This is a genomic window from Rhizobium sp. USDA 3886 (assembly GCF_056279785.1).
Window position 1 is genome coordinate 1,465,373 of the sequence record NZ_JBWCDC010000001.1, and the last position, 20,767, is coordinate 1,486,139.

23 protein-coding genes and 1 tRNA gene are annotated in these 20,767 nt (G+C 59.4%); 15 read left to right on the forward strand and 9 right to left on the reverse strand.

Annotation, left to right across the window (positions count from 1 at the left end):
* Positions 1 to 72 precede the first annotated feature (72 nt).
* Positions 73 to 456: a VOC family protein gene (locus tag ACZ9BX_RS07710; protein ID WP_132565445.1), complete on the forward strand. Its 384-nt coding sequence runs from the start codon at positions 73 to 75 to the stop codon at positions 454 to 456.
* Positions 457 to 560: 104 nt separating this feature from the next.
* Positions 561 to 1,070 carry a DUF1203 domain-containing protein gene (locus ACZ9BX_RS07715; protein ID WP_132565442.1) on the forward strand — a complete coding sequence of 170 codons (510 nt, stop codon included), beginning with the start codon at positions 561 to 563 and terminating at the stop codon, positions 1,068 to 1,070.
* 21 nt (positions 1,071 to 1,091) lie between these two features.
* Here the strand turns inward: ACZ9BX_RS07715 and ald are convergent, their stop codons facing one another.
* Complete coding sequence (ald, locus tag ACZ9BX_RS07720) at positions 1,092 to 2,210, reverse strand: alanine dehydrogenase (RefSeq protein WP_476216877.1); 1,119 nt, start codon at positions 2,208 to 2,210, stop codon at positions 1,092 to 1,094.
* Between the two features lie 158 nt (positions 2,211 to 2,368).
* Here ald and ACZ9BX_RS07725 point away from each other — a divergent pair, with 158 nt between their 5' ends.
* The 4 genes from ACZ9BX_RS07725 (at position 2,369) to ACZ9BX_RS07740 (ending at position 6,293) form a co-directional block, all read left to right on the forward strand.
* The gene (locus ACZ9BX_RS07725) at positions 2,369 to 2,830 is read left to right on the forward strand and encodes an Lrp/AsnC family transcriptional regulator (protein WP_476216879.1); all 462 of its coding nucleotides are present in this window, start codon (positions 2,369 to 2,371) and stop codon (positions 2,828 to 2,830) included.
* A 71-nt stretch (positions 2,831 to 2,901) separates the two neighbouring features.
* A complete protein-coding gene (locus tag ACZ9BX_RS07730) occupies positions 2,902 to 3,783 on the forward strand; it encodes a DMT family transporter (protein ID WP_476216881.1) in 882 nt (293 codons plus the stop codon).
* A gap of 88 nt (positions 3,784 to 3,871) precedes the next feature.
* Entirely contained in the window at positions 3,872 to 4,204 is a 333-nt protein-coding gene (locus tag ACZ9BX_RS07735; RefSeq protein ID WP_027508834.1) for a PilZ domain-containing protein, read from the forward strand.
* Positions 4,205 to 4,304: 100 nt separating this feature from the next.
* On the forward strand, positions 4,305 to 6,293 hold the full coding sequence (locus ACZ9BX_RS07740; protein ID WP_476216884.1) for a bifunctional 2',3'-cyclic-nucleotide 2'-phosphodiesterase/3'-nucleotidase: 1,989 nt from the start codon (positions 4,305 to 4,307) through the stop codon (positions 6,291 to 6,293).
* 32 nt (positions 6,294 to 6,325) lie between these two features.
* Here ACZ9BX_RS07740 and ACZ9BX_RS07745 read toward each other — a convergent pair whose 3' ends face one another.
* A complete protein-coding gene (locus tag ACZ9BX_RS07745) occupies positions 6,326 to 7,294 on the reverse strand; it encodes a LysR family transcriptional regulator (RefSeq protein ID WP_476216886.1) in 969 nt (322 codons plus the stop codon).
* Between the two features lie 141 nt (positions 7,295 to 7,435).
* Between ACZ9BX_RS07745 and ACZ9BX_RS07750 the strand changes: the two genes are divergently transcribed.
* Positions 7,436 to 8,050, forward strand: a complete 615-nt coding sequence (locus ACZ9BX_RS07750) for an FMN-dependent NADH-azoreductase (protein WP_132565424.1) — start codon at positions 7,436 to 7,438, stop codon at positions 8,048 to 8,050.
* Positions 8,051 to 8,282: 232 nt separating this feature from the next.
* On the opposite strand, the gene ACZ9BX_RS07755 is transcribed toward ACZ9BX_RS07750, so the two are convergent.
* From ACZ9BX_RS07755 to ilvA, 3 genes are all read right to left on the reverse strand, one after another.
* Complete coding sequence (locus ACZ9BX_RS07755; protein ID WP_476216888.1) at positions 8,283 to 9,551, reverse strand: GGDEF domain-containing protein; 1,269 nt, start codon at positions 9,549 to 9,551, stop codon at positions 8,283 to 8,285.
* Positions 9,552 to 9,694: 143 nt separating this feature from the next.
* The gene (locus tag ACZ9BX_RS07760) at positions 9,695 to 10,018 is read right to left on the reverse strand and encodes an HlyU family transcriptional regulator (RefSeq protein ID WP_476216890.1); all 324 of its coding nucleotides are present in this window, start codon (positions 10,016 to 10,018) and stop codon (positions 9,695 to 9,697) included.
* A 37-nt stretch (positions 10,019 to 10,055) separates the two neighbouring features.
* Positions 10,056 to 11,312 (reverse strand): threonine ammonia-lyase, encoded by a 1,257-nt coding sequence (gene ilvA / locus ACZ9BX_RS07765; RefSeq protein ID WP_476216892.1) that lies wholly within the window; start codon positions 11,310 to 11,312, stop codon positions 10,056 to 10,058.
* Positions 11,313 to 11,476: 164 nt separating this feature from the next.
* Between ilvA and ACZ9BX_RS07770 the strand changes: the two genes are divergently transcribed.
* The 3 genes from ACZ9BX_RS07770 to ACZ9BX_RS07780 all read left to right on the forward strand — a co-directional run bounded on the left by ACZ9BX_RS07770 (position 11,477) and on the right by ACZ9BX_RS07780 (position 13,348).
* Positions 11,477 to 11,875 carry a VanZ family protein gene (locus tag ACZ9BX_RS07770; protein WP_476216894.1) on the forward strand — a complete coding sequence of 133 codons (399 nt, stop codon included), beginning with the start codon at positions 11,477 to 11,479 and terminating at the stop codon, positions 11,873 to 11,875.
* Positions 11,876 to 12,698: 823 nt separating this feature from the next.
* Positions 12,699 to 13,043 (forward strand): nuclear transport factor 2 family protein, encoded by a 345-nt coding sequence (locus tag ACZ9BX_RS07775; protein ID WP_476216896.1) that lies wholly within the window; start codon positions 12,699 to 12,701, stop codon positions 13,041 to 13,043.
* Positions 13,044 to 13,261: 218 nt separating this feature from the next.
* Positions 13,262 to 13,348, forward strand: a tRNA-Leu gene (locus tag ACZ9BX_RS07780).
* A 21-nt stretch (positions 13,349 to 13,369) separates the two neighbouring features.
* Here ACZ9BX_RS07780 and ACZ9BX_RS07785 read toward each other — a convergent pair.
* Together ACZ9BX_RS07785 and ACZ9BX_RS07790 are read right to left on the reverse strand one after the other, a co-directional pair.
* A complete protein-coding gene (locus ACZ9BX_RS07785) occupies positions 13,370 to 13,630 on the reverse strand; it encodes a transposase (RefSeq protein ID WP_476219925.1) in 261 nt (86 codons plus the stop codon).
* A 92-nt stretch (positions 13,631 to 13,722) separates the two neighbouring features.
* The gene (locus ACZ9BX_RS07790) at positions 13,723 to 13,986 is read right to left on the reverse strand and encodes a hypothetical protein (RefSeq protein ID WP_476216898.1); all 264 of its coding nucleotides are present in this window, start codon (positions 13,984 to 13,986) and stop codon (positions 13,723 to 13,725) included.
* A 429-nt stretch (positions 13,987 to 14,415) separates the two neighbouring features.
* On the opposite strand from ACZ9BX_RS07790, the gene ACZ9BX_RS07795 reads away from it, so the two are divergent.
* Entirely contained in the window at positions 14,416 to 15,342 is a 927-nt protein-coding gene (locus ACZ9BX_RS07795; RefSeq protein WP_476216900.1) for a hypothetical protein, read from the forward strand.
* A gap of 195 nt (positions 15,343 to 15,537) precedes the next feature.
* On the opposite strand, the gene ACZ9BX_RS07800 is transcribed toward ACZ9BX_RS07795, so the two are convergent.
* Together ACZ9BX_RS07800 and wrbA are read right to left on the reverse strand one after the other, a co-directional pair.
* Entirely contained in the window at positions 15,538 to 15,804 is a 267-nt protein-coding gene (locus ACZ9BX_RS07800; protein WP_476216902.1) for a hypothetical protein, read from the reverse strand.
* A gap of 429 nt (positions 15,805 to 16,233) precedes the next feature.
* Entirely contained in the window at positions 16,234 to 16,830 is a 597-nt protein-coding gene (gene wrbA / locus ACZ9BX_RS07805) for an NAD(P)H:quinone oxidoreductase type IV (protein ID WP_476216904.1), read from the reverse strand.
* A 222-nt stretch (positions 16,831 to 17,052) separates the two neighbouring features.
* Here wrbA and ACZ9BX_RS07810 point away from each other — a divergent pair, with 222 nt between their 5' ends.
* The 4 genes from ACZ9BX_RS07810 to ACZ9BX_RS07825 all read left to right on the forward strand — a co-directional run bounded on the left by ACZ9BX_RS07810 (position 17,053) and on the right by ACZ9BX_RS07825 (position 20,186).
* Positions 17,053 to 17,829: a competence/damage-inducible protein A gene (locus tag ACZ9BX_RS07810; RefSeq protein ID WP_476216906.1), complete on the forward strand. Its 777-nt coding sequence runs from the start codon at positions 17,053 to 17,055 to the stop codon at positions 17,827 to 17,829.
* Positions 17,830 to 17,925: 96 nt separating this feature from the next.
* Complete coding sequence (locus ACZ9BX_RS07815; protein WP_476216908.1) at positions 17,926 to 18,768, forward strand: universal stress protein; 843 nt, start codon at positions 17,926 to 17,928, stop codon at positions 18,766 to 18,768.
* A gap of 162 nt (positions 18,769 to 18,930) precedes the next feature.
* Entirely contained in the window at positions 18,931 to 19,425 is a 495-nt protein-coding gene (gene gpt, locus ACZ9BX_RS07820; RefSeq protein ID WP_027508821.1) for a xanthine phosphoribosyltransferase, read from the forward strand.
* Between the two features lie 170 nt (positions 19,426 to 19,595).
* Positions 19,596 to 20,186 (forward strand): hypothetical protein, encoded by a 591-nt coding sequence (locus tag ACZ9BX_RS07825; RefSeq protein WP_476216911.1) that lies wholly within the window; start codon positions 19,596 to 19,598, stop codon positions 20,184 to 20,186.
* Positions 20,187 to 20,767 lie beyond the last annotated feature (581 nt).

Sequence of the window (20,767 nt, forward strand, 5' to 3'; positions counted from 1 at the left end):
CTCCGGCCAAGAGGAGAATTTCGCGTTGGCTCGGGATTGAAGCAATGAGGAGTACAACGGAGGAAAACGATCATGCCAGGCATCAGCGTGCGCTACATCGTCGATGACGTCGATGCGGCAGTGGAATTCTACACACAGCATCTCGGCTTTTCCGTCGCGTTTCGTCCCGCGCCGGGCTTTGCCATCCTGACCAGGGACGGTTTCCGTCTCCTCGTCAGCGGAATGACGGGACCGGGCGGGGCGCCTCAGGCGATGCCGGACGGGCGCAAGCCGGAACCGGGCGGATGGAACCGCATTCAAATCGAAGTCGCGGATCTGGAGACGGAGGTCGCGGCGCTGCGCCAAGCCGGTGCGCGCTTCCGGAACGAAATCGTGCAGGGAATGGGTGGCAAGCAGATTCTTCTCGAGGATCCCGCAGGAAACCCGATCGAACTGTTCGAAGCGCCGAAAAAATGAGCTTCGTGACTTTGCGCAGCCGGTATTGAAACAATGGCGCAGGAATCGGGTGGTTAAAGCGGCTTTGAAGGCGCATTTCATGGCAATTGCGAAGGAGATTTGCCATGTCAGCCATCCGTTTTTCCGCCATGCCGTCCGCCGATGCCGAGCACCTCTGGAACGGCGGCCGTGATGCCTATGACAACTTGCCGGAGACCATGGTCTCCGATGGGCCGGGTCATCCCTGCCGCCATTGCCTGAAGAATATCGATGCCGGCGACGAGCTTCTCGTTTTCGCCTACCGCCCGTTTCCGGAATTGCAGCCCTATGCCGAGACCGGCCCGATCTTCCTGCACAAGAACCGCTGCGAACGTTATGCGGCGGCGGAAGTGCTGCCGCCCGTGCTGACGACGAGCCGCGATTTCATCGTGCGCGGCTATGGCGAAAACAACCGCATCGTCTACGGCACCGGCGCCGTTACCGCGATTGCCGACATTCCGGGCTATGCCGAAGAGTTGCTGAAGCGTCCGGAAATCGCCTACGTGCATGTCCGCTCGGCGCGCAACAATTGCTTCCAGTGCCGGATCGACAAGCAAAAGGCGCCGGCCTTCAGCGAGACCGGCGCCTTCATCTAGTCTAACGCAACATGATGGGAATTACGCTACGTTCAATACGCTTTCCGCTGCGTAGGCTTCATAGCCCAGCGCATCGGCAACCGGCTTGTTGGTGATGCGGCCCCTGTGGACGTTCAGGCCGTTGCGTAGATGCTTGTCCTCGGCGATCGCGCGCAGGCCGCGGTCGGCGAGGGCCAGACCGTGGACGAGCGTCGCATTGTTCAGCGCATGTGCGGACGTGACGGGAACCGCGCCTGGCATATTGGCGACACAGTAGTGCACCACGCCGTCGACCTCGTAGGTCGGCTCGGAATGCGTCGTCGCATGCGAGGTCTCAAAGCAGCCGCCCTGATCGATCGCGACATCAACGATCACCGAGCCCTTCTTCATGCCCGAAAGCATCTCGCGGGTAACGAGCTTCGGCGCGGCAGCGCCGGGGATCAGCACAGCGCCGATGACGAGGTCGGCGGAGAAGACCTCCTCCTCCAGCGCCTGGATGCTGGAATAGCGCGTGTGGATGCGGCCGCCGAAAATGTCGTCGAGCTGGCGAAGGCGCGGCAGCGACTTGTCAAGGATGCTGACGTCGGCGCCGAGGCCGGCTGCCATCTTGGCTGCATGCAGGCCGACGACGCCGCCGCCGATGATTGCGACCTTGGCCGGCAGCACGCCGGGCACGCCGCCAAGGAGAATGCCGAGACCGCCATTGGCCTTCTGCAGCGCCGTGGCGCCTGCCTGGATCGACAGGCGTCCGGCGACTTCCGACATTGGCGCGAGCAGCGGCAGGCCGCCACGCTCGTCGGTAACGGTTTCGTAGGCGATTGCGGTGACGCCGGACGCAAGCAGGCCCTTGGTCTGCTCCGGATCGGGTGCCAGGTGCAGGTAGGTATAAAGAAGCTGGCCGTCGCGAAGCTGCGCCCATTCGGAGGGCTGCGGCTCCTTGACCTTCACGACCATGTCGCACTTCTCAAAGATGTCTTTTGCCGAGGCCGCGATCTTCGCGCCGGCGGCTGCATAGGCGGCATCATCGGCACCAATGCCGGCGCCTGCCTTTGTCTCGACCCAGACGTCATGGCCGTGGGCAACATATTCACGAACCGAGGCGGGTGTCAGGCCGACACGATACTCATGATTCTTGATTTCCTTCGGGCAACCGACACGCATTTAGCGTTCCTCTCATTTTATGTCCGCTTATGCGGCGCGCTATCGACGATCCAAATCCAAACACCCGGCGCGCGAAATGTCCTTGCAAAGACCATTTGCGCGGACGCTATTTTTCGAATATTATTGTGCAAACCCCGCTCTTTTCGAAGGTTATTCGAATGCCGGAACTTGATACCATCGATCGTGCGATTCTGAGAGCGCTTCAAGCGAACGCCCGCATCACCAATGCCGACCTCGCCAACAAGGTCGGCCTTTCGGCCTCGGCCTGCTCGAGACGGCTCGACATTCTCGAGAAGAGCGGTGTCATCGGCGGCTACCACGCACGTCTTTCGCACAAGGCGCTGGACTACAAGATGATCGCCATCGTGCACATCTCGCTCTCCGGCCAGTTTACGAAGACCCTTGCAGAATTCGAGGCCGCGGTGAAGCGCTGCCCGAACGTGCTCGTCTGCTACCTGATGTCAGGCGAATACGACTATATCCTGCGCGTCGCTGCCCGCGACCTGGAAGACTACGAGCGCATACACCGCGACTGGCTTTCCGCCCTGCCCCATGTCGTCAAGATCAACTCCAGCTTCGCGCTGCGGGAAATCATCGACAGGCCGAATGTCGGCCTTTGAGGCCTTGCAAAGCGGCATGAATCCTGACCTGCTTCCGTCGTATGCGGGCCTCTCCCGCCTTATGGCAAGACATGAAATCCAAGACACAAGGCTATATCTTCGTCCTTCTGGCGATCACCATCTTTTCCGTGCAAGATGGGATCTCGAAGCATCTGGCGAGCATCTATCCGCCGGTTTTCGTGACGATGATCCGCTACTGGGCCTTTGCGCTTTTCACGATCCTTCTCGCGTCGAGAATGCGCGGAGGCCTGACGGAGACCGCGCGCACGAAGCGGCCTTTGCTCCAGGTCGCGCGTGGCGTGCTGCTTGCCGCGCAGGTCGTGCTGGCGATCACCTGTTTCGCGATCATCGGTCTTGCGCGCACGCAGGCGATCTTTGCCGGCACGCCGATCCTGATCGCCCTGCTTTCCATGCCGCTGCTCGGCGAGCGCGTCGGATGGCGCCGCTGGACGGCAATCTGCGCGGGGCTCGCCGGCGTTCTTCTAATTCTGAAGCCCGAAAGCGGTTTCTTCGATCCGAAGCTGCTGCTTGCGGTCTTGGGCTGCTTCCTCTTCGCCTTCTACGTCATCGCCACCCGCCTCGTCAGCCGCGACGATTCTTCGATGACGAGTTTCTTCTATACCGGGGTTGCGGGCGGCGTAATGATAACGCTCATCGGTCCTTTCTACTGGACCTCGATGTCGGCCGGCGACTGGGGCTGGATGGCGCTTCTCTGCCTGACCGGCATCTCGAGCCACTACTTCCTGATCCGCGCCTACGACATGCTCGATGCCGCAGCCGTTCAGCCGCTCACTTATCTGCAGCTTGTCTACGCCTCGATTATCGGCGTCGTCATCTTTGGCGAAGCCCTAAGCCTCAACACGATCGCCGGCTCGGTGATCGTTGTGGCTGCCGGCATTTTTACCATCTGGCGTGAGCATGTGGTGGCGCGCAGCAGCGCTGTCGGGAAATAGGGCCATACTCGTAATTTAGCATCTGCTGTAAAAGGATTTTCAACCTTTTCGCGATAGTGAATGCTACGTATTCTTTTGAGGGCAGGAAATGCGCAATCTGAATATCATTACCCGCAAGGCCGAACGCAAGTATTGCCGCATTTTCGGCAAGGTCCGCTATCTCAATAACGAAGTAGACGTCCGTATCCTCGATCTCTCGATAACGGGCGTTGCGCTGGAAATTCGAACGCCGCTGCATGCGGCATCAGGCAGCCGCGTTCAGATCGTCGCCGAAGACCTTGGAACGCTCTATGGTATTATCCGGTGGAGCCATAACGGACGCCTTGGCATCGAGTTCGATCCGAACTCGAACTCCAGGGCACAGGTTGCCTCCTATTTCCGATTCTTCCACAAGGAAGTCCGGCCGGTGTTGAAGCGATAACATTCAACACCAGCCTGTCATTTTCCCGATGCACTCCCGTGCAAATCACTCTAGGCTCGCCGCTGCGTTGAGCCATGCGTGATTTGTGAAGGAATGTTCGATGTCTTCCATCCTTGATTTGCACCCGATTACCCGCCGGTCGCTGCTCGGCGGACTTGCCGCGACTTCGGCGCTCGTTCTGCTTCACCCGTTCGCGGCGCGGGCGGCCGCCAACCAGGCGCATCTGCGCCTCATGGAAACCACCGATATCCACGTCAACGTCTTCCCCTACGACTATTATGCCGACAAGCCGAACGATACGATGGGTCTGGCCCGTACCGCGACGATCATCGACAACATCCGCGCCGAAGCGGCAAACGTACTGCTGGTCGACAACGGCGACCTGCTGCAGGGCAATCCGATGGGCGATTACATGGCCTATCAGCACGGCATGAAGGACGGCGACGTGCATCCGGTCATCAAGGCGATGAACACGCTTGGCTACACCGTCGGCACGCTCGGAAACCACGAGTTCAACTACGGCCTCGATTTCATGTTCAAGGTGCTCGGCGGCGCGAATTTCCCGTTCGTCTGTGCCAACTTGACGAGGGGCCAGCTTGCCTCCGATCCGAAGAAGGACGATCTCTTCTTCAAACCCTATGTGATCGTCGAGAAGCTGATCAAGGACGGCGCAGGCAACGAGAGCCCGGTCAAGATCGGCTTCATCGGCTTCGTGCCGCCGCAGATAATGCTCTGGGACACCAAGAACCTCGAAGGCAAGGCGCAGACCCGCGATATCGTCGAGGCGGCCAAGGCCTGGGTTCCGGCGATGAAAGAGGAAGGCGCGGATATCGTCATCGCGCTTTCCCACTCCGGCATCGATGGCGCGGCACCCTCCGAGAAGATGGAAAACGCTTCGCTGCATCTTGCCGCCGTCGACGGCATCGACGCGATCTTCACCGGCCACCAGCATCTCGTCTTCCCCGGTCCGAAGAGCTGGGACGGGATTGCCAATGCCGATCCGATGAAAGGCACGCTGTATGGCAAGCCGGCTGTCATGGGCGGCTTCTGGGGCTCGCATCTCGGCCTCATCGACCTGCTACTCGAAAAGGACGGCAAGAGCTGGAAGATCGTCGATTTCACCGCCGAGGCGCGGCCGATCTATCACCGCGACGACAAGAAGAAGGTCGTTGCCGATGTCGCCGACAAGAAGGACGTGATCGAGGCCGCAAAGGCCGAGCATGAGGCGACGCTTGCCTATGTCCGCACCCCGGTCGGCAAGACTTCGGCACCGCTCTATTCCTACTTCGCGCTCGTTGCCGACGACCCGTCGGTGCAGATCGTGAGCCAGGCGCAGACCTGGTACATCAAGCAGATGCTGGCCGATACCGAATTCAAGGATCTGCCCGTGCTTTCGGCCGCCGCGCCCTTCAAGGCCGGCGGCCGCGGCGGCGCGGATTATTATACCGACGTTCCGGCGGGTGATGTCGCGATCAAGAACGTCGCCGACCTCTACCTCTATCCGAACACCGTGCAGGCCGTAGTCATTACCGGCGAGCAGGTGAAGAATTGGCTGGAAATGTCGGCGGGCATGTTCAACGAGGTGAAGCCGGGCACGAAGGATGCGGAACTGCTCAACGGCGATTTCCCGTCCTACAATTTCGACGTGATCGACGGTGTGACCTACCAGATCGACCTGTCCCAGCCGCGGAAGTTCGACAATGACGGCAAGGCGATCAATCCCGATTCGAACCGCATTCAGGATTTGAAGTTCGGCGGAAAGCCGATCGACCCAAAGCAGAAGTTCGTCGTGGTCACCAACAACTACCGCGCCGGCGGCGGCGGCAAGTTCCCGGATATCGCCGCAGACAAGGTCGTCTTCCAGGCGCCGGACACCAACCGCGACGTGATCGTCCGCTTCATCCACGACCAGGGCACGATCAACCCATCCGCCGATAGCAACTGGACCTTCAAGCCGCTGCCAGACACAAGCGCCGTCTTCCAGAGCGGGCCGAAGGCTAAGCAGTTTCTGGCCGATGTGAAAAGCATGAAGATCGAGGACGCAGGCGAAGGCGCCGAAGGCTTTGCCAAATTCAGGTTGATACTTTAGCGGAATGGGAGGGCGCGGGAATCCGCGTCCTCTTATTCAGCAGCTATCGGCAAATCCGGCGGCGACAGCTCAGCCAGCTGCGCCGTGAAATCGGCGTGTTTGGGGCATTGTGCAAGCCTTGCCCGAAACGCATCGATCATCCAGCTGGCCGCCGGACCGGGCGGGCTGGCAATCCGTCTCATGGCATAGATCGGATACTCGCCCTGCTCGAAGGCCGGCAGGTCGAGATGGACCAAAGCGCCGCTTATCAGATCGTTGCGGATAAGCGAGGCCGGCAAGCCGCCCCAACCAAGCCCACCGCGAATGAGGGAGTGTTTCGTGGCAATGTCGCTCACGCGCCATGTCTTGTAGGAGAGCACATTGAAATCGCGGCCTTTTGTCAAACCTGACGCATCCGTCACGACCAACTGGGTTTCTTCGCGGACATCCGCCAGCGTCAACGGCTTGCCGATCTTCGTCAGCGGATGACCATGCGCGGCAACGGGCATCATGAAGGAGTGTCCGATTTGCTCTGCGACAAGCGCGTCGTGTTGCTTCAGCAGGGCCCCGCCAATACCTATCGTTGCCTTGCCGCTCAAAACGAGATCCATCACGACACCGAGTTCGCCCACCGTCAAACTGAGCGCTACAGACGGGAACCTGTCACGGAATTCGCGTAGCACATCGACCACCGCATGCGACGGCACCATGACGCTGATGGCAACAGAAACCTCGGCTTCCAGCCCGTCCTTGAGACTCTTCACGCGGGCACGCATTACCTCCAGATCGGTCAGCAGGCGGCGTGCGTCTTCGAGCATGGCCTTGCCCGCATTGGTGAGCTTCGACTGGCGGGCGCCGGAACGTTCGAAAAGCGGCATCTCGAGCTGCGCCTCGAGGTTGGCGATTGTGTAGCTGATTACCGACTGCGCGCGGTTGAGTGCGCGCGAGGCGGCCGAGAAGCTGCCGGTTTCCGCCACCGTGAGGAACACCTGCAGCTGGTCCAATGTCGGGTTGGGAAGCATCTTCCATCCAATCTATCGATAGCTTTGATCGACATTATCACAGTTTTTTCGATGGCAGACCAGACCTATTTTCGCTCTGGAACAGCGGCTCGAATCTCCCAAGCGAGCTCGCAGAATCTTAATTCGAGAGGAATTACAACAATGTCGTCCATCCTGCTCCTGACATCCAGCCCGCGTGCTGAATCGCTTTCGACCACCATTGCCACCGACCTTGCCGGCAAGCTTCAGGCCCAGAAGCCGGGCAGCGTCATCGCCCGCCGCGATCTTGCCGCCAATCCGCTGCCGCACATCGACGACCTGTTTACCGCCGCGATCCGCAAGCCTGCCGAAGAGCGCACGGCGCAGGAAGCCGAAGCGGTCAAGACCTCCGATGCGCTGGTCGACGAACTGCTCGCCGCCGACACTATCGTTATCGGCACCGGCCTCATCAACTTTAACATCTATTCGTCGCTGAAGACCTGGATCGACAACGTCGCGCGCGCCGGCCGCACGTTCAAGTACACCGAAAGCGGCCCGGTCGGGCTTGCAACCGGCAAGAAGGTCTACGTCGTGCTCGCCTCCGGCGGCGTCTACTCGCAGGGTCCTGCCGCCGGCTTGAATCATGCCGTTCCGTATCTGAAGTCGGTTCTCGGCTTCCTCGGCATCACCGACATCGAAACCATCTATGTCGAAGGCCTCGCCTTCGGTCCGGAAGCTGCGGAAAAGGCAATCGGCGCCGCCAAGGCCCGTGCTGAAGAAATCGCCCTCGCCGCCTAACCGTCCGACATCGCCCCCCAGAAGCGGCCGGCCCTGTCCGGCCGTTTTTGTTTCAGCGTGCCTCGCCTGACGTCGGCAACCCTCGTTGCCAACTCTCAGGCGGTGTAATCGAGCTTCCCCGTCCTTTGATCACGAACAATGTCCAAGCTGCGGCAAGGCTCCAAGGGGCGGCGCAACGAGCCGACAGGCATTTGGTGCGAGCAGCACTTGTCCCGCAGAACCAAGCGTCGGATTAGCTGACGTTGACCAGGCCTGTACGCCCGAAGACGCAGTTCCGGCCGTTCTTCTTCGCCTGATAGAGCCGGTGATCGGCGGTCGAGAGAACGGTGGTGAAGCTGACGCCGTCCGCGTCGGCGGTCGCAACGCCGATGCTGACGGTGACGGGTCTTCCGTCCGGCGTCCTGACGCTCGTCGCGATCGCCCATCGGAGGCGTTCTGCGAGCAGCAAGCCTTCCTCGTGGTCCGTGCCCGGGCAGATAGCGACGAATTCTTCGCCGCCGAAGCGGAACACCCGGTCTGCGGAGCGCAGGATGGCCGCAAGCCGGGAAGCGATCGCCTTCAGCACTTCGTCGCCCTGCAGATGACCAAAATTGTCGTTGACGTCCTTGAAGTGGTCGGCATCGATAATGACGACGGTCATGAACTGTCCCTGCCGCAGGGCTTCCCGCATCATGACCGGCGCTTCGAGTTCCATGCGCGAGCGGTCGTAGACGCCGGTCAGCATGTCCCTGCCCGTCCGTTCGAGAAGATCGTTGTATCGCTCGCGGAACGTCAGGTCGCCGAAAAGATCGCTGAGCGAGCGCGCGGCGGCCGGAACGCCGTTCCGGTGAATACAAAGCCGGTAGAAGGCAAAGAGCGCGGTATAGATGCAGACCGCGAACATCTTCGCCCTCCAACCGTCCCAGAAGGCCGCCAGCGGCACGTCGAGAAAATAGTGTAAGGCGCCGAAGAAGCCGATCTGGTCGAAGGTCAGAAGTGCGAAACCGCACAGCATGAAACGGAGGATCACCTTGCGTTTCAGCCAATGGCCGAGGCGCTCGTAAAACAGGATGATGCCGAGCGAATCGAGATAGAGCAGCGCCGTGCCCCAGACCATCAGCCAGCCTATCTCCTTCAGGAAGCTGAAATCGGCGGCGTTGCCGGGCGAAATCTCGACGGTCTCGTGCAGTTGCAGCACCCACGCGATCGCAGCGGTCAGCAGATTGCCGAGGAACAGGCCGTAGATCGGCTGCCGGACTGTCGACGCATCCTCTTGAAGGTAGAGCATCAGGATCATCATCAGCTTGCCGGCGAAGAAGACCGACGAGCCGGGCGAGGCGACGCCGAAGGGCAGCGACACGTAGAATACGGCAGCGAGATAGGTTTCCAGGAAATGCATGACGCCAAGCGCAGTCATGAAAACGCCAAGGCCCAGCCGGTGGCGGAAATGCAGCAGGCTCACCATCAGCGCGAAGTAGCCGACAGCTTCCACCACAACGAGACCGAGATTGACAAATGCCATCGCGCTTTTCGCTCCCCAACCCGCCCTTTATAGCGCGATACGGTTAAGAAACGGTCCAGTTCACGCCCGGAAATGAACAGCTTCATGCCGGATGACTTGCACGGTACGGTACTGCCAGGCAGCGGCTCGCCGGCGAAGGGCCGTTAGACCTGCCGCTCCTTTTCGCCGTCGGCGAAGAGCGATGGCCCATGCTGATCGATGATCTGTTGCGCCTTGCGCACAGTGCATTCGATTGCATCGTCCGGCGAGGAGAACACGTCGGCGCGGATGAAATTGCGAACCAGGACCTCGCCGCCGACCGTCTTTTCGATACGGCCCGCCAGGCGGTACTGTCCGCCTTCCTTGCGCGGCTCGGCATAGATGGCGCACTCGCCGTAAAGCTGCGGCTCACCCTTCGGGCTTGCACCGGCCTCGGCGGCTTTGCCGCCGGAAAACATCGAGAAAATGCTGGAAAAAATCGAAGCCATGTTTCGCCTTTAGCACGGGCCGCCCGCGCCCGCAAAGTCAAATGATGAGGTTGGCGAGGATGTCGTTCTCGGTGATGTCCTCGAAGCCCATGCCCGCCTTTTCGAAGTTCGAAATCAGGGTGGCAAAGTTCTCCGGCGCCTTGGTTTCGATGCCGATCAGCACCGAGCCGAAGTTGCGCGCCGTCTTCTTCAGGTATTCGAAGCGGGCGATGTCGTCGTCGGGGCCGAGCAGGTTGAGGAAATCGCGGAGCGCGCCCGGGCGCTGCGGCAGCCGCAAGATGAAGTATTTCTTCAGCCCGGCGTGGCGCATCGCCCGTTCCTTGACGTCGGGCAGCCGCTCGAAGTCGAAATTGCCGCCGGAGACGACGGCGACGATCGTCTTGCCGCGGATGGCCTGCGGATCCATCGCCGCGATCGCCGTCAGGGACAAAGCCCCCGCCGGCTCCAGCACGACGCCCTCGACATTAAGCATTTCCGAGATCGTCACGCAGATGGCGTTCTCCGGCATCAGCATGACCTGCCGGGCTGGAAAACCCTTGAGCGCTGCGAAATTCAGGTCGCCGATGCGGGCAACGGCCGCGCCGTCGACAAAATTGTCGACCTTGGAAAGCGTCACGACTTCACCAGCCTCGATGCTCCGCTTCAGGCTCGGCGCGCCCGCCGGCTCGGTGAAGACAAAGGCGGATTCCGGAACGGAACCCTTGAGATAGCCGGTGATGCCCGCAGCAAGCCCGCCGCCGCCGACCGGCAGGACCAGCATGTCCGGCACCCTGCCCTCTGGCAACTGCTGCAGGATTTCGGCTGCGACCGTTGCCTGCCCCTCGATAATATCCGCATGGTCGAAGGGCGGCACCATGACGCCTCCGGCCGCCTCCGCGTGGTCGCGCGCAGCCTGATAGCACTGATCGAAGAAATCGCCGTAGAGCTTGATGGTGATGAATTCGGCGCCGAAGATGCGCGTCTTGTCGATCTTCTGCTGCGGCGTCGTCACCGGCATGAAGACCACGCCCTGGACGCCGAAATGGCGGCAGACATAGGCAAAGCCCTGCGCATGGTTGCCAGCCGAAGCGCAGACGAAGAGGCGCTCGCCGCCGCCTTCAGTGATCGCCTTGCGGAGGAAATTGAAGGCGCCGCGGATCTTGTAGGAGCGGACGGGCGACAGATCCTCCCGCTTCAGCCAGACATCCGCACCGTAGCGCGCCGAAAGATGGTCGTTGAGCTGCAGCGGCGTTGCCGGAAAGAGGGTGCGCAATGCTTCTTCCGCGCGGTCTACATCCTGTCGTGTGACGGTCATCGGTCCATTCCTGTCTCAGGCCTTCGCTATGGCACAGGTCGGCCGGCAAAAGAAGTCCGTTCGGCCACCACGCGGTTCCGTGCGGAAAGGTTTTCTTCATCGCGTCCGGCGGATTGCTGCGGCTCCCCCGTGCGTTCGCTTTGCAATGCTGCTAACGTAACAGGATGATGACCTCCCGTTTTATCCGACCGCTCGCCTGGCTGCTGCTTGCCGCTATCATTTTCGTCACCATTTCGCCGATCGGCCTCAGGCCGCACACGATGACCAGCGTCAATGCCGACCGCGCGCTTGCCTATGCCGTCACCGGCTTCGTTTTCGCGCTCGGCTATCCGAAACAGTGGAAGCTCGTGGCACTACTGCTGATCTTCGGCACGCTTGCCATCGAGTTCCTGCAATACCTGTCGCCGACGCGGCACGCCCGCCTTCACGATGCCGTCATCAAGGCGGCCGGCGCCATGCTCGGCATCCTTGCGGGCAGCGCCGTCTACCGGCGCGCGCAGACCAAGCAGCGACTAAACGCCGTCTCTGCTCAGGAACCACAAACAGCCGCCGCTCTTGACTGAATCGCTCCAGTTGTTGAATGAAGAGCCCCGCGCGCCCGCGCTAACCGGTGACGCAGCGGTACATGAAGTTGTCGCCCTCGACGCTCGCCGACGTGGCAGCGGCGCTGCAACCAACGGCCCCGAAGCTGCGGCTGGTAGCCAACGACTGAGCTGAGTGAACTCGGGTCACCGGCTAGTGATGTTCGGCGACAACTCGTTAATGGCTGGAGGACGATGTTGGCGCGTTGATCCTTAGGGAATTTGTTCCGCTGAATTTTGTTATCAACAGGGACGACAGCTCCTCCTGCGTCCGATGCCCTTGGTTGAATAAGTCAAGCGCAGTGCTGCATAGCAGTTGCGAAGCCTCTTCATTCAGGGTCAAGCGATAGTGACGGCCGCAAGTCTTGACAGCTCTTAGAATGACCTTCAGGTCTTTTGCTTTCAACGATGCACCTAAATCGAACATTCCAGCCTCCCTTATTTAGCTCCCGCTTACGAAATGCTACTAAAGTATAAAGGTCGTCAACGTCATGTGCGTTTCCGCACAATCCCGCATCCCGTTCTGACCGATCATGGTTCCGAGGCCGGAGGTTCTGCAGGTCGTTAAGTCGTCTCCTGTGAGACGTCCTTGGTCCTGTGATCACCGGCTAAAGAGCGGTTGTATGTGGCTGCGGCGCTAGAACCAACGGCTCCGAAGCTGTGCCTTGTCGAGAACGGGTGACCACCGAGCTGTGTGAAAACTTGGTAGTGTCTCAGTTTGTCAGTTTGTGACTCCGGTTTCGACCCAGACTGGCCAAAGCCGCTCGACGAGAGCTTACTCTATATACCTCATCAGGAGCGCCCGATGACCAGCGACACAGAGCTTCTTGAGCACCTTTACGACCGTTTCAACGCCCGCGACATGGAAGCGGTGCTGGCGACCATGCACCAAGATGTCGTGTGGGCCAACGGCCTGGAGGGCGGGCATGTCTATGGACACGATGGCGTTCGCAAGTATTGGGCGCGACAATGGGCGACGATCGATTCTCATGCTGAGCCAATTGGCTTCTCGATCGGGGCAGATGGAACGACCAATGTCGAGGTCCACCTGACCGCGCGCGATCACGAGGGAAACGTGCTGTTCGACCAGATGGGCGGACATATTTTTCAGATAGAGGAAGGCTTGATCAGGCGCTTTGATATCCGCTAGTCCGGACATCCAACGCTCCAGGCGTCAGGAGACAAGTCGGAACTTGACAGATGCTCTCTGATAAAGGGAGCAGCAGAGGGCCGCTAAAGGCTCGAAGAAGCTGCAAAAAGATGCCCTAGTGATACCCGAAGAAGATGCCGAAGTCGGAGTTCCATTAACAGATGCCTAACGCTTGATCTTGTGACAAATCCGTGTGACAAACCGCGCCGTGACAAAATGCGGACGTGGTGAAACTGGTAGACACAAGAGACTTAAAATCTCTCGCCTTCAAGGGCTTACGGGTTCGATCCCCGTCGTCCGCACCAACAAGCTAAAGCGTGTCGCACTTATTCCGCCTCATAACCTGCCGCTCTGAAGAAATTCAGGCATTCCTCGACGGAGAAGATGCCGACAATCTCACCCAGGGCTTTTGTTATTGCATCGAAGCTTCGTGCGGCGCGTTTTCGCAGCAAGGTCTTGAGCTTGGAGAATGCCATCTCGATGGGATTGAGGTCGGGTGAATAAGCCGGCAGGAGCAGCAGCCACGCCCCTCGCTCCTTGACCAGTTGCACAGCGCGCTCGCTCTTGTGAAAGCCGACATTGTCGATGACCCACGGAGTAACGCATCACGCTACCTCCCTCATCATGTGAACATGGCAGCGGGACCCGGAGGCCAAGCACGGCGAACCGACAGCACCTGTCAATGCGTGGTGGCGCCGTGGAAGCCAACGGAGTCGAGCACCGTTATCTGCTCGCCGTTAATATAGAAGCGAATCTCGCGCGCTTGGTCGTCTATTTCGATGCGCGTCGGGGCAACGAGCTGCGGCGCGTCAGCGCGTAGCCCGTTTGCATTGGCGCGTGATACGCGAGGCTCGCTGCCCGAGGCCGCAGCCGATAAGAGGATGACAATCGCCCCCGCAAATGCGGCAGAGATCGAGAGGCGAGTTAACGTACTGCTGGTCATGATGTTCTCCTTGCTTGTTGAAGGGAAATTTTATTGCTGCGAAGATCACGCATGAATAGAGGCGTTGGTGCGGCAACACGGGCGTTGCCTCTGCATATTGATTGAAGTCGGTGATGCCTGGAAAGAAGCTCACTTCAGGTGAGGCATAGTAGTTTGTCGGAACTTATCTACACACCGAAGTCGACATGTCCGAGCTCATGATCAAAACTTCTTTTGGCTAACATTTCATTTGACGCCAATGATGCCATACGTTCGCATGGACTATATTAATAAGAAACCTTGCATATATAGGCGCGTTAAGGCAACTATTGACGTTTGGAATGTCGCGGAAATTTCTTTCTTTTCCTGGAAATGAAGTGGAATTGGCGCAGTCAGGGAGCTGTGCAGAAAGGCATTTGTATGGTCCGTGATTTCAGTCGGAAGTTGCGCTTGACCGGCGCCGTACTCGGCTGCGCCACCTGCAAGGAACTTGCAAGTGAGTTTCGACGGGTCAACTCTCGCACGACGTTCGACGTCGAACGTGCATACAAATGGCTACAAGGGCGTGCGCTGCCACGACAGCAGCAGGTCTATCTTGACTGGCTGGCGCTTCTGAATATCGACCGCCCATTTGCTTGGCTTATAGAATGCGATACCGAAGAACTACTCGACCTTCTTTGCAGAAGTCGAAATCTGCCACCTGATGATATACGTCGTCGCGCAGAAGCATTCGCGGCCGGATCGTCCTTGGCCGTTAACAGGCGGAGCGTTGGCGGTAATCATCATATATGTGGTTTGTATGTGGGCTACTCGTTTGCGTGGTCACCATATTATTCTGGGCGCGTAATTCGCGGTGCGCTGGCCGTCGAATCGCCACTGGCGCAGGGGCGGCTTACCGCAAGTTATACGGAGAACTTACCAACCTCCCATGTCAATGTGCGAGGATCGGTGACAATCTCAGGGCGATCACTTTATATGCATCTGTGCGAACAGGGCAGCAAGCTCCCGTTGTTTCTTAGCTTGTACCGTCCGACGCCGCCTGCCAGCGTGCTCGCCGGGCTTATTTGCGGGGCGACTTTGGTTGGCCACGACCCGCGACCGTCTGTAAGCCGAATTGTTTTTCTTCGGGTTTCCGCTTCAGAGGGACGCGCGCTGCAGGCCAGCCGCTATCTCGAGGATGGCGAATCGCTATCCGCCGACCTCAGCGCCGCAGGTTTGGTCCTTTCGGCCCCCGAAGAAGTGGAGGAAAGCTTGAATGACTTTCTTCGCGGCACCGACGGTGGAGGTCGTGATCAAGTTCTTGCGGATGAGTATGCCGGGCTGGTGGCATTGTTCGATCGTGCCCTGATTGATCAAAACTCGAGCTCCACACCCTAGTATCGCCCAAAAGTGTGCAGCGGTTTTGGGACAACGACATGCATAAAAACACCTAAAGCGCTCCGCATGAATGCGACTCGCTTTAGCCATTTGCGGGATTTAAATCCCTCGGCCTTAGGCCTTACGGGTTCGATCCCCGTCGCCCGCACCAATTCGCAAGCCGTGACGCGACCGTTGCGGTGTCGGTCAACTCACTCACCATTTCGTCCGCGGAAAGTGCCAGTAGTCGGAGCCGGTTCGGCGGGAGATGAGTTTCAGCGTACCATCCGGCTGGACCACGTATCTCTCGTACGTCCGGTATCCGAACTTGTCCGGAAACTCATGCTTGACGGTGTATCCCGGCGGTGCGGGATAGTGGATGATCCTGCCATAGGTGAGGCTGCCGCGGATGGGCTCCAGCGGAGCGGTGTTGCAGCCGGCAACAGCAAAAGCGATCAGCAGTGAAGCGATAACAGCGCGCATCAAGAATCTCCGGTCCCTGACATATAGGACCAATTGCAGGCCGCATAGCCGCGGCGGAAAGAACCATGCGCCCAGCCGCGTTGCCCACACTATCTTTATCAATCCTAATAAATATGATTTTATGCCGGCGTCTGAAAGGCGGCAGGGCTGGAGGGCACCTTCGCGAATGCAGGAATTGCAGTGCCACATATGTGAGTAAGCTTGTCTTTGGGAGTAAGGCGATGGTTTACGATTGGAGTGGAGAAAGGGCGCGGCGTCTCAGGTTTTACAAGACAGCCGTTGCATGCCTGTTCGGGAGCATGCTTGCGGGGACCATGTTGCTGGTCCTGATCGCCCAGTTTCACTGAAATGCGCAGGTAGCATCGGTGTCCAAACCAAAACGGCGCAGTGATGAGCCGCGCCGTCTTTATCTTTTGATTGGATCGCTTCTCAGCCGAGCTTCGCCGCAATCTTTGCGACGTGGGCGCCCTGATATTTTGCCGCTTCCAATTCGATTGCCGAAGGCTGGCGCGAGCCGTCGCCGCCGGTGATCGTGGAAGCACCGTAGGGCGAGCCGCCCTTGATCTCATCGACGCCCGTCTGGCCCTGGAAGGAATAGGGAAGACCGACAACGATCATCCCCTGATGCAGGAAGGTCGGGATGAAGCCGAGGATTGTCGATTCCTGGCCGCCGTGCTGTGTTGCGGAGGAGGTGAACGCCGAGCCGACCTTGCCGACCAGCTTGCCGCTCATCCAATGGCTGCCCGTCTGGTCCCAAAAATTGCGCATCTGCGATGCGACGGTGCCGAACCGCGTGCCCGCGCCGACGATGATCGCGTCGTAGTCGGCAAGTTCGTCGACGGTTGCGATCGGAGCTTTCTGGTCGAGCTTGAAGTGGGAGGACTTTGCGACTTCTTCCGGAACCAGTTCCGGAACGCGCTTTACGGTGACTTCGGCGCCCGCGGACTTGGCGCCTTCGGCGACTGCATATGCCATAGCTTCGATATGGCCATAGGCCGAATAGTAGAGAACGAGAACCTTTGCCATGGTGAACTCCCTTGCGGCATGGGTTGAATTGGTAACCGGGGAAAGTTCTATCAGCGCGCTCCTGCGCGCATAACCCGCGCGGGAAGAACTCAGTGTTCAACGCATGTAGACAAAATTCACTTGGCGTTTCTAATTCCCCTCTCCCGCGACCGGGTGCCGCCATTTGCAAGCCGGGAAAACGGCGCTACCTATAGCGAAGCCCCATCATCGGATATCCTTTTCATGAATACTGAAACCGTCGTCACCGCCGCCATGCTCGCCATCGGCGATGAGCTTCTGTCCGGCCGGACCAAGGACAAGAATATCGGCCATCTGGCGGATATGCTTCAGCTTTCCGGCATCGACCTCAAGGAAGTGCGTATCGTCGCCGACGACGAGGATGCGATCGTCGAAGCACTGAACGCCCTTCGCGGCAGATATGACTACGTCTTCACCTCCGGCGGCATCGGCCCGACGCATGACGATATCACCGCGGACGCGGTTTCGAGGGCTTTCGGCGTGCCCTGCGACTACGATGCAGCCGCCATGACACTGCTTGGTGACATGTACCAGCGCCGCGAGATGGAATTCACCGAAGCGCGCAAGCGCATGGCGCGCATGCCGCGCGGGGCGGCACACATCGCCAATCCGGTGTCGACTGCGCCCGGCTTCATCATCGGCAATGTCTACGTGATGGCGGGTGTGCCGCAGGTATTCCAGGCCATGGTCGACAATGTGCTGCCGACGCTCCGCACGGGCCAGCGCGTGCTGTCGCTCGCGATCGCCTGCCCTTATGCCGAAGGCGATATCGGCATGCTGCTCGCCGCGATTCAGAAAGCGCATCCCGATACCAGCATCGGCTCCTATCCGCGCTATGTCGGCCAGAAATTCTCGACGGAGATCGTCGTGCGCGGCCGGTTGCAGCAAGCCGTCGACGCAGCGGGCGCTGAGGTTCACGCCATGATCGAGGATATCCGCAAGACGAGGGAGATTGACGAAAACCGGTCCGCTGAAGCCTAGAGCAGCAATACACCGCCCGCGAGCAACCAAGGAACCGTTCCATCGGCAACGCATTTCCTGCTTACGAAGTCCATTTCAGCCGCGAGGAGAATTGATATGCCTTACAAGACCATACTCGCCATTCTCGATACGGCCGACAACAGCCGTGCGGTCTCCGATTTCGCCTTTGCGCTTGCCGCCGAAAACGATGCCCATGTCATCGGGCTCCACGCCGAAAGCATCTCGGCCGTCCCGCTGGTCGCTCCGATGGAAATTCCAGATCCCATCGCCGTTCAGGCGCTGCAGGAGATGGCGCATTCCGAGACCGTAGAAGTGGAGCGCATCTTCCGCCAGAAAGGCGAAGCGGCCGCCGCATCGTTCGAATGGCGCAGCTTCGCAACCTCGGCGGGCTACGGCTCGGCGCCGCTGATCGAGAGCGCCCGTAGCGCGGACCTCTTGATCGCCGCTCAGGCCGATCCTTCCAAGCCATCCGACAGCCAGGTCGATGTCGACAGTTTTCTTTTCGAGAGCGGCCGTCCGGTTCTGATGATCCCCTATATCATGCGGCAGCCGAAACCGATCAAACGCGTGTTGATTGCCTGGAACGGCTCGAAGGAAGCCGCACGCGCGACATTCGATGCCATGCCGATCCTGAAGGCCGCCGACGAAGTCGAGGTCTTTTCCGTCGATCCGGTGGATTCGGCTATGCAGACGGCAGGTCTGGCGGGAGCGGAGATCGCCGCCACGCTTTCCCGCCACGGCGTGAAGGCGACGCTTGCGGTTGCAGAGGGCACCCATAAGAGCGCCTCGAACGTCATCGAAAACCGCCTCTCCGACAGCAGCATCGATCTTCTGGTCATGGGCGCCTACACCCATTCGCGCCTCTGGCAGATGATCTTCGGCGGCACGACGAAGTCGCTCTTGCAGTCGATGACGGCCCTCACCCTGCTCTCCCGTTGACGAAGTACCGGCGGGACTTGCCTTTTACCCGCAAATCCCGCTAATTGCGGCAACCGGTGACGGCTCCGGCACTTTCTTTCGCGCAGGATCGCCTGCGCGATTTGCGTTTGACGGATTGCGCTCGATCGCCGGCGATTCCTTTTCATGCCGCGGAGCAGTTCGATGTCCCTTCCCGATAAAGCCTTTCCCGTTTCCTGGGACCAGTTCCATCGCGACGCCCGCGCGCTTGCCTGGCGCATCGCCGGCCTCAACAAGGAATTCACGGGCATCGTCTGCATCACCCGCGGCGGGCTGGTTCCGGCAGCGATCATCTGCCGCGAGCTCAATATCCGGCTGATCGAAACGGTCTGCGTCGCCTCCTATCATGACTATGTGAACCAGGGGGATATGGTAGTGCTGAAGGGCATTGCGCCGGAACTTCAGGAAAACGGCGGCGAAGGCATCCTCGTCATCGACGACCTCACCGATACCGGCAAGACGGCGGTGCAGGTGCGCGCCATGCTACCCAGGGCGCATTTTGCCTGCGTCTACGCAAAGCCGCTCGGCGTGCCGACGGTCGACACCTTCGTCACGGAGGTCAGCCAGGACACCTGGATCTACTTCCCCTGGGACATGGGCTTTACCTACCAGGAGCCGATCGCCAAGGCGCCGCGCTGACCGAGCGTGCCCGCTCAGGTGCGAATAAACGCCAGGCGGAATTGTCATCTTAGTAATACTGCAGATGTATGATGTGAGCCCAGCCTGCACGCGCACATCGGTGCACCGTGCCAAAGGGCCGTGCCACGGATCGCGCGAGGGCGAAAACGCGCGGAGCAAGGAAGAGGGGAATGGCATACCGGGGTTGGGTTAGTGCGGTCGTCGCTTCAGGGCTGGCGATCCCCTCGCTGTTGCCCGTGCTGGCCTTTGCCGAACCCGCTTATGTCGCCGTCGTCCGCGAATATGTCGATACCGTCGTGCGGCCGATGGTGGGCACACCGATGATTCTTGCAGCGATCAGGGAGCAGAACGCCAAGTTCAGCGACGTCAGCAGCACGGATATCCAGGTCCTTGATTCGACCTACCGGTCCGAAGTGGAAACCGGCGCCCTGCAGATGATATCTGCCATTCTGTCCACGCCGGTTTCGCGCTACCTGAAGGAAAAACAGGATGCCTCCCAAGGTGTTATCCTCGAGCTTTTCATTACCGACAGGAACGGGCTCAATGTCGGCGAAAGCGGGGTGACGGCGGATTTCTGGCAGGGTGACGAAAACAAATATCTGGAAACCTTCGCGCGCGATTCGGACGAGACTTTCGTCGACCGTGCCGAGCGCGACGAGGCCACGCAGATTCTCGAAGCGCAGGCCAGCTTCACCATCCGCGACGAGGCTGGAGCGGCGATCGGCGTTGCTACGGTGACCGTCGCGCTCGATGCAATGTGAGGCCCCCGAATCGGGATGCCGATCCGGGTCGAAAATGCCATCCTTAGATTTGGATTCGGCGAACTTTTTCTTTCTGTCGTCGCTTTTCAGACGCGCGAGGCCCGCAAAGCCTTGAAATTCAGAGCTTTCAGGCTTTTCCCCAGTCTTCACAGGGCCATCCACAATATGTTGTGGTGAACACTTCGTTAAAAACCACCCCTTGACGGAATCGCCCATTTCTCACTTAATGGTTTCCGATGTTGCGGCGGCAACTGGACCGGGTTTAACGAGGCCGGTTCTTTTCAAAATTCGAGCGTGGAATCAGGGTGTTGCATCCATGATGGATGGCAGCCGTGAGGGGACTTGTGCGCGATTTTTGACCTCCAAAAAAGTGACATCCGGGGCTGGCGATAATAAGCTGTTAATACTATATTTAGTGTTTGCAGCCACCATCACCACTAGATACAGGGAAAGACATCTCCGGATGACACTCCTGTGACGGTACGGAAATCGAGAACTGGCTGCGCACCTTCCGGTGCTGCCGGATGAGAAAACTTGCGCCTTGGTCGACGGGGATGGGGCGCGCTAACAGAGGTCAAGGA

Coding starts and splice junctions, on each gene's coding strand:
- ACZ9BX_RS07825 (WP_476216911.1), top strand. CDS start 19,596: ATGGCATACCGGGGTTGGGTTAGTGCGGTCGTCGCTTCAGGGCTGGCG.
- ACZ9BX_RS07740 (WP_476216884.1), top strand. CDS start 4,305: ATGTCTTCCATCCTTGATTTGCACCCGATTACCCGCCGGTCGCTGCTC.
- ald (WP_476216877.1), bottom strand. CDS start 2,210: ATGCGTGTCGGTTGCCCGAAGGAAATCAAGAATCATGAGTATCGTGTC.
- ACZ9BX_RS07730 (WP_476216881.1), top strand. CDS start 2,902: ATGAAATCCAAGACACAAGGCTATATCTTCGTCCTTCTGGCGATCACC.
- ACZ9BX_RS07750 (WP_132565424.1), top strand. CDS start 7,436: ATGTCGTCCATCCTGCTCCTGACATCCAGCCCGCGTGCTGAATCGCTT.
- ACZ9BX_RS07790 (WP_476216898.1), bottom strand. CDS start 13,986: ATGACCAGCAGTACGTTAACTCGCCTCTCGATCTCTGCCGCATTTGCG.
- ACZ9BX_RS07770 (WP_476216894.1), top strand. CDS start 11,477: ATGATGACCTCCCGTTTTATCCGACCGCTCGCCTGGCTGCTGCTTGCC.
- ACZ9BX_RS07755 (WP_476216888.1), bottom strand. CDS start 9,551: ATGGCATTTGTCAATCTCGGTCTCGTTGTGGTGGAAGCTGTCGGCTAC.
- ACZ9BX_RS07715 (WP_132565442.1), top strand. CDS start 561: ATGTCAGCCATCCGTTTTTCCGCCATGCCGTCCGCCGATGCCGAGCAC.
- ilvA (WP_476216892.1), bottom strand. CDS start 11,312: ATGACCGTCACACGACAGGATGTAGACCGCGCGGAAGAAGCATTGCGC.
- ACZ9BX_RS07775 (WP_476216896.1), top strand. CDS start 12,699: ATGACCAGCGACACAGAGCTTCTTGAGCACCTTTACGACCGTTTCAAC.
- ACZ9BX_RS07815 (WP_476216908.1), top strand. CDS start 17,926: ATGCCTTACAAGACCATACTCGCCATTCTCGATACGGCCGACAACAGC.
- ACZ9BX_RS07745 (WP_476216886.1), bottom strand. CDS start 7,294: ATGCTTCCCAACCCGACATTGGACCAGCTGCAGGTGTTCCTCACGGTG.
- ACZ9BX_RS07760 (WP_476216890.1), bottom strand. CDS start 10,018: ATGGCTTCGATTTTTTCCAGCATTTTCTCGATGTTTTCCGGCGGCAAA.
- ACZ9BX_RS07810 (WP_476216906.1), top strand. CDS start 17,053: ATGAATACTGAAACCGTCGTCACCGCCGCCATGCTCGCCATCGGCGAT.
- gpt (WP_027508821.1), top strand. CDS start 18,931: ATGTCCCTTCCCGATAAAGCCTTTCCCGTTTCCTGGGACCAGTTCCAT.
- ACZ9BX_RS07735 (WP_027508834.1), top strand. CDS start 3,872: ATGCGCAATCTGAATATCATTACCCGCAAGGCCGAACGCAAGTATTGC.
- wrbA (WP_476216904.1), bottom strand. CDS start 16,830: ATGGCAAAGGTTCTCGTTCTCTACTATTCGGCCTATGGCCATATCGAA.
- ACZ9BX_RS07710 (WP_132565445.1), top strand. CDS start 73: ATGCCAGGCATCAGCGTGCGCTACATCGTCGATGACGTCGATGCGGCA.
- ACZ9BX_RS07800 (WP_476216902.1), bottom strand. CDS start 15,804: ATGCGCGCTGTTATCGCTTCACTGCTGATCGCTTTTGCTGTTGCCGGC.
- ACZ9BX_RS07725 (WP_476216879.1), top strand. CDS start 2,369: ATGCCGGAACTTGATACCATCGATCGTGCGATTCTGAGAGCGCTTCAA.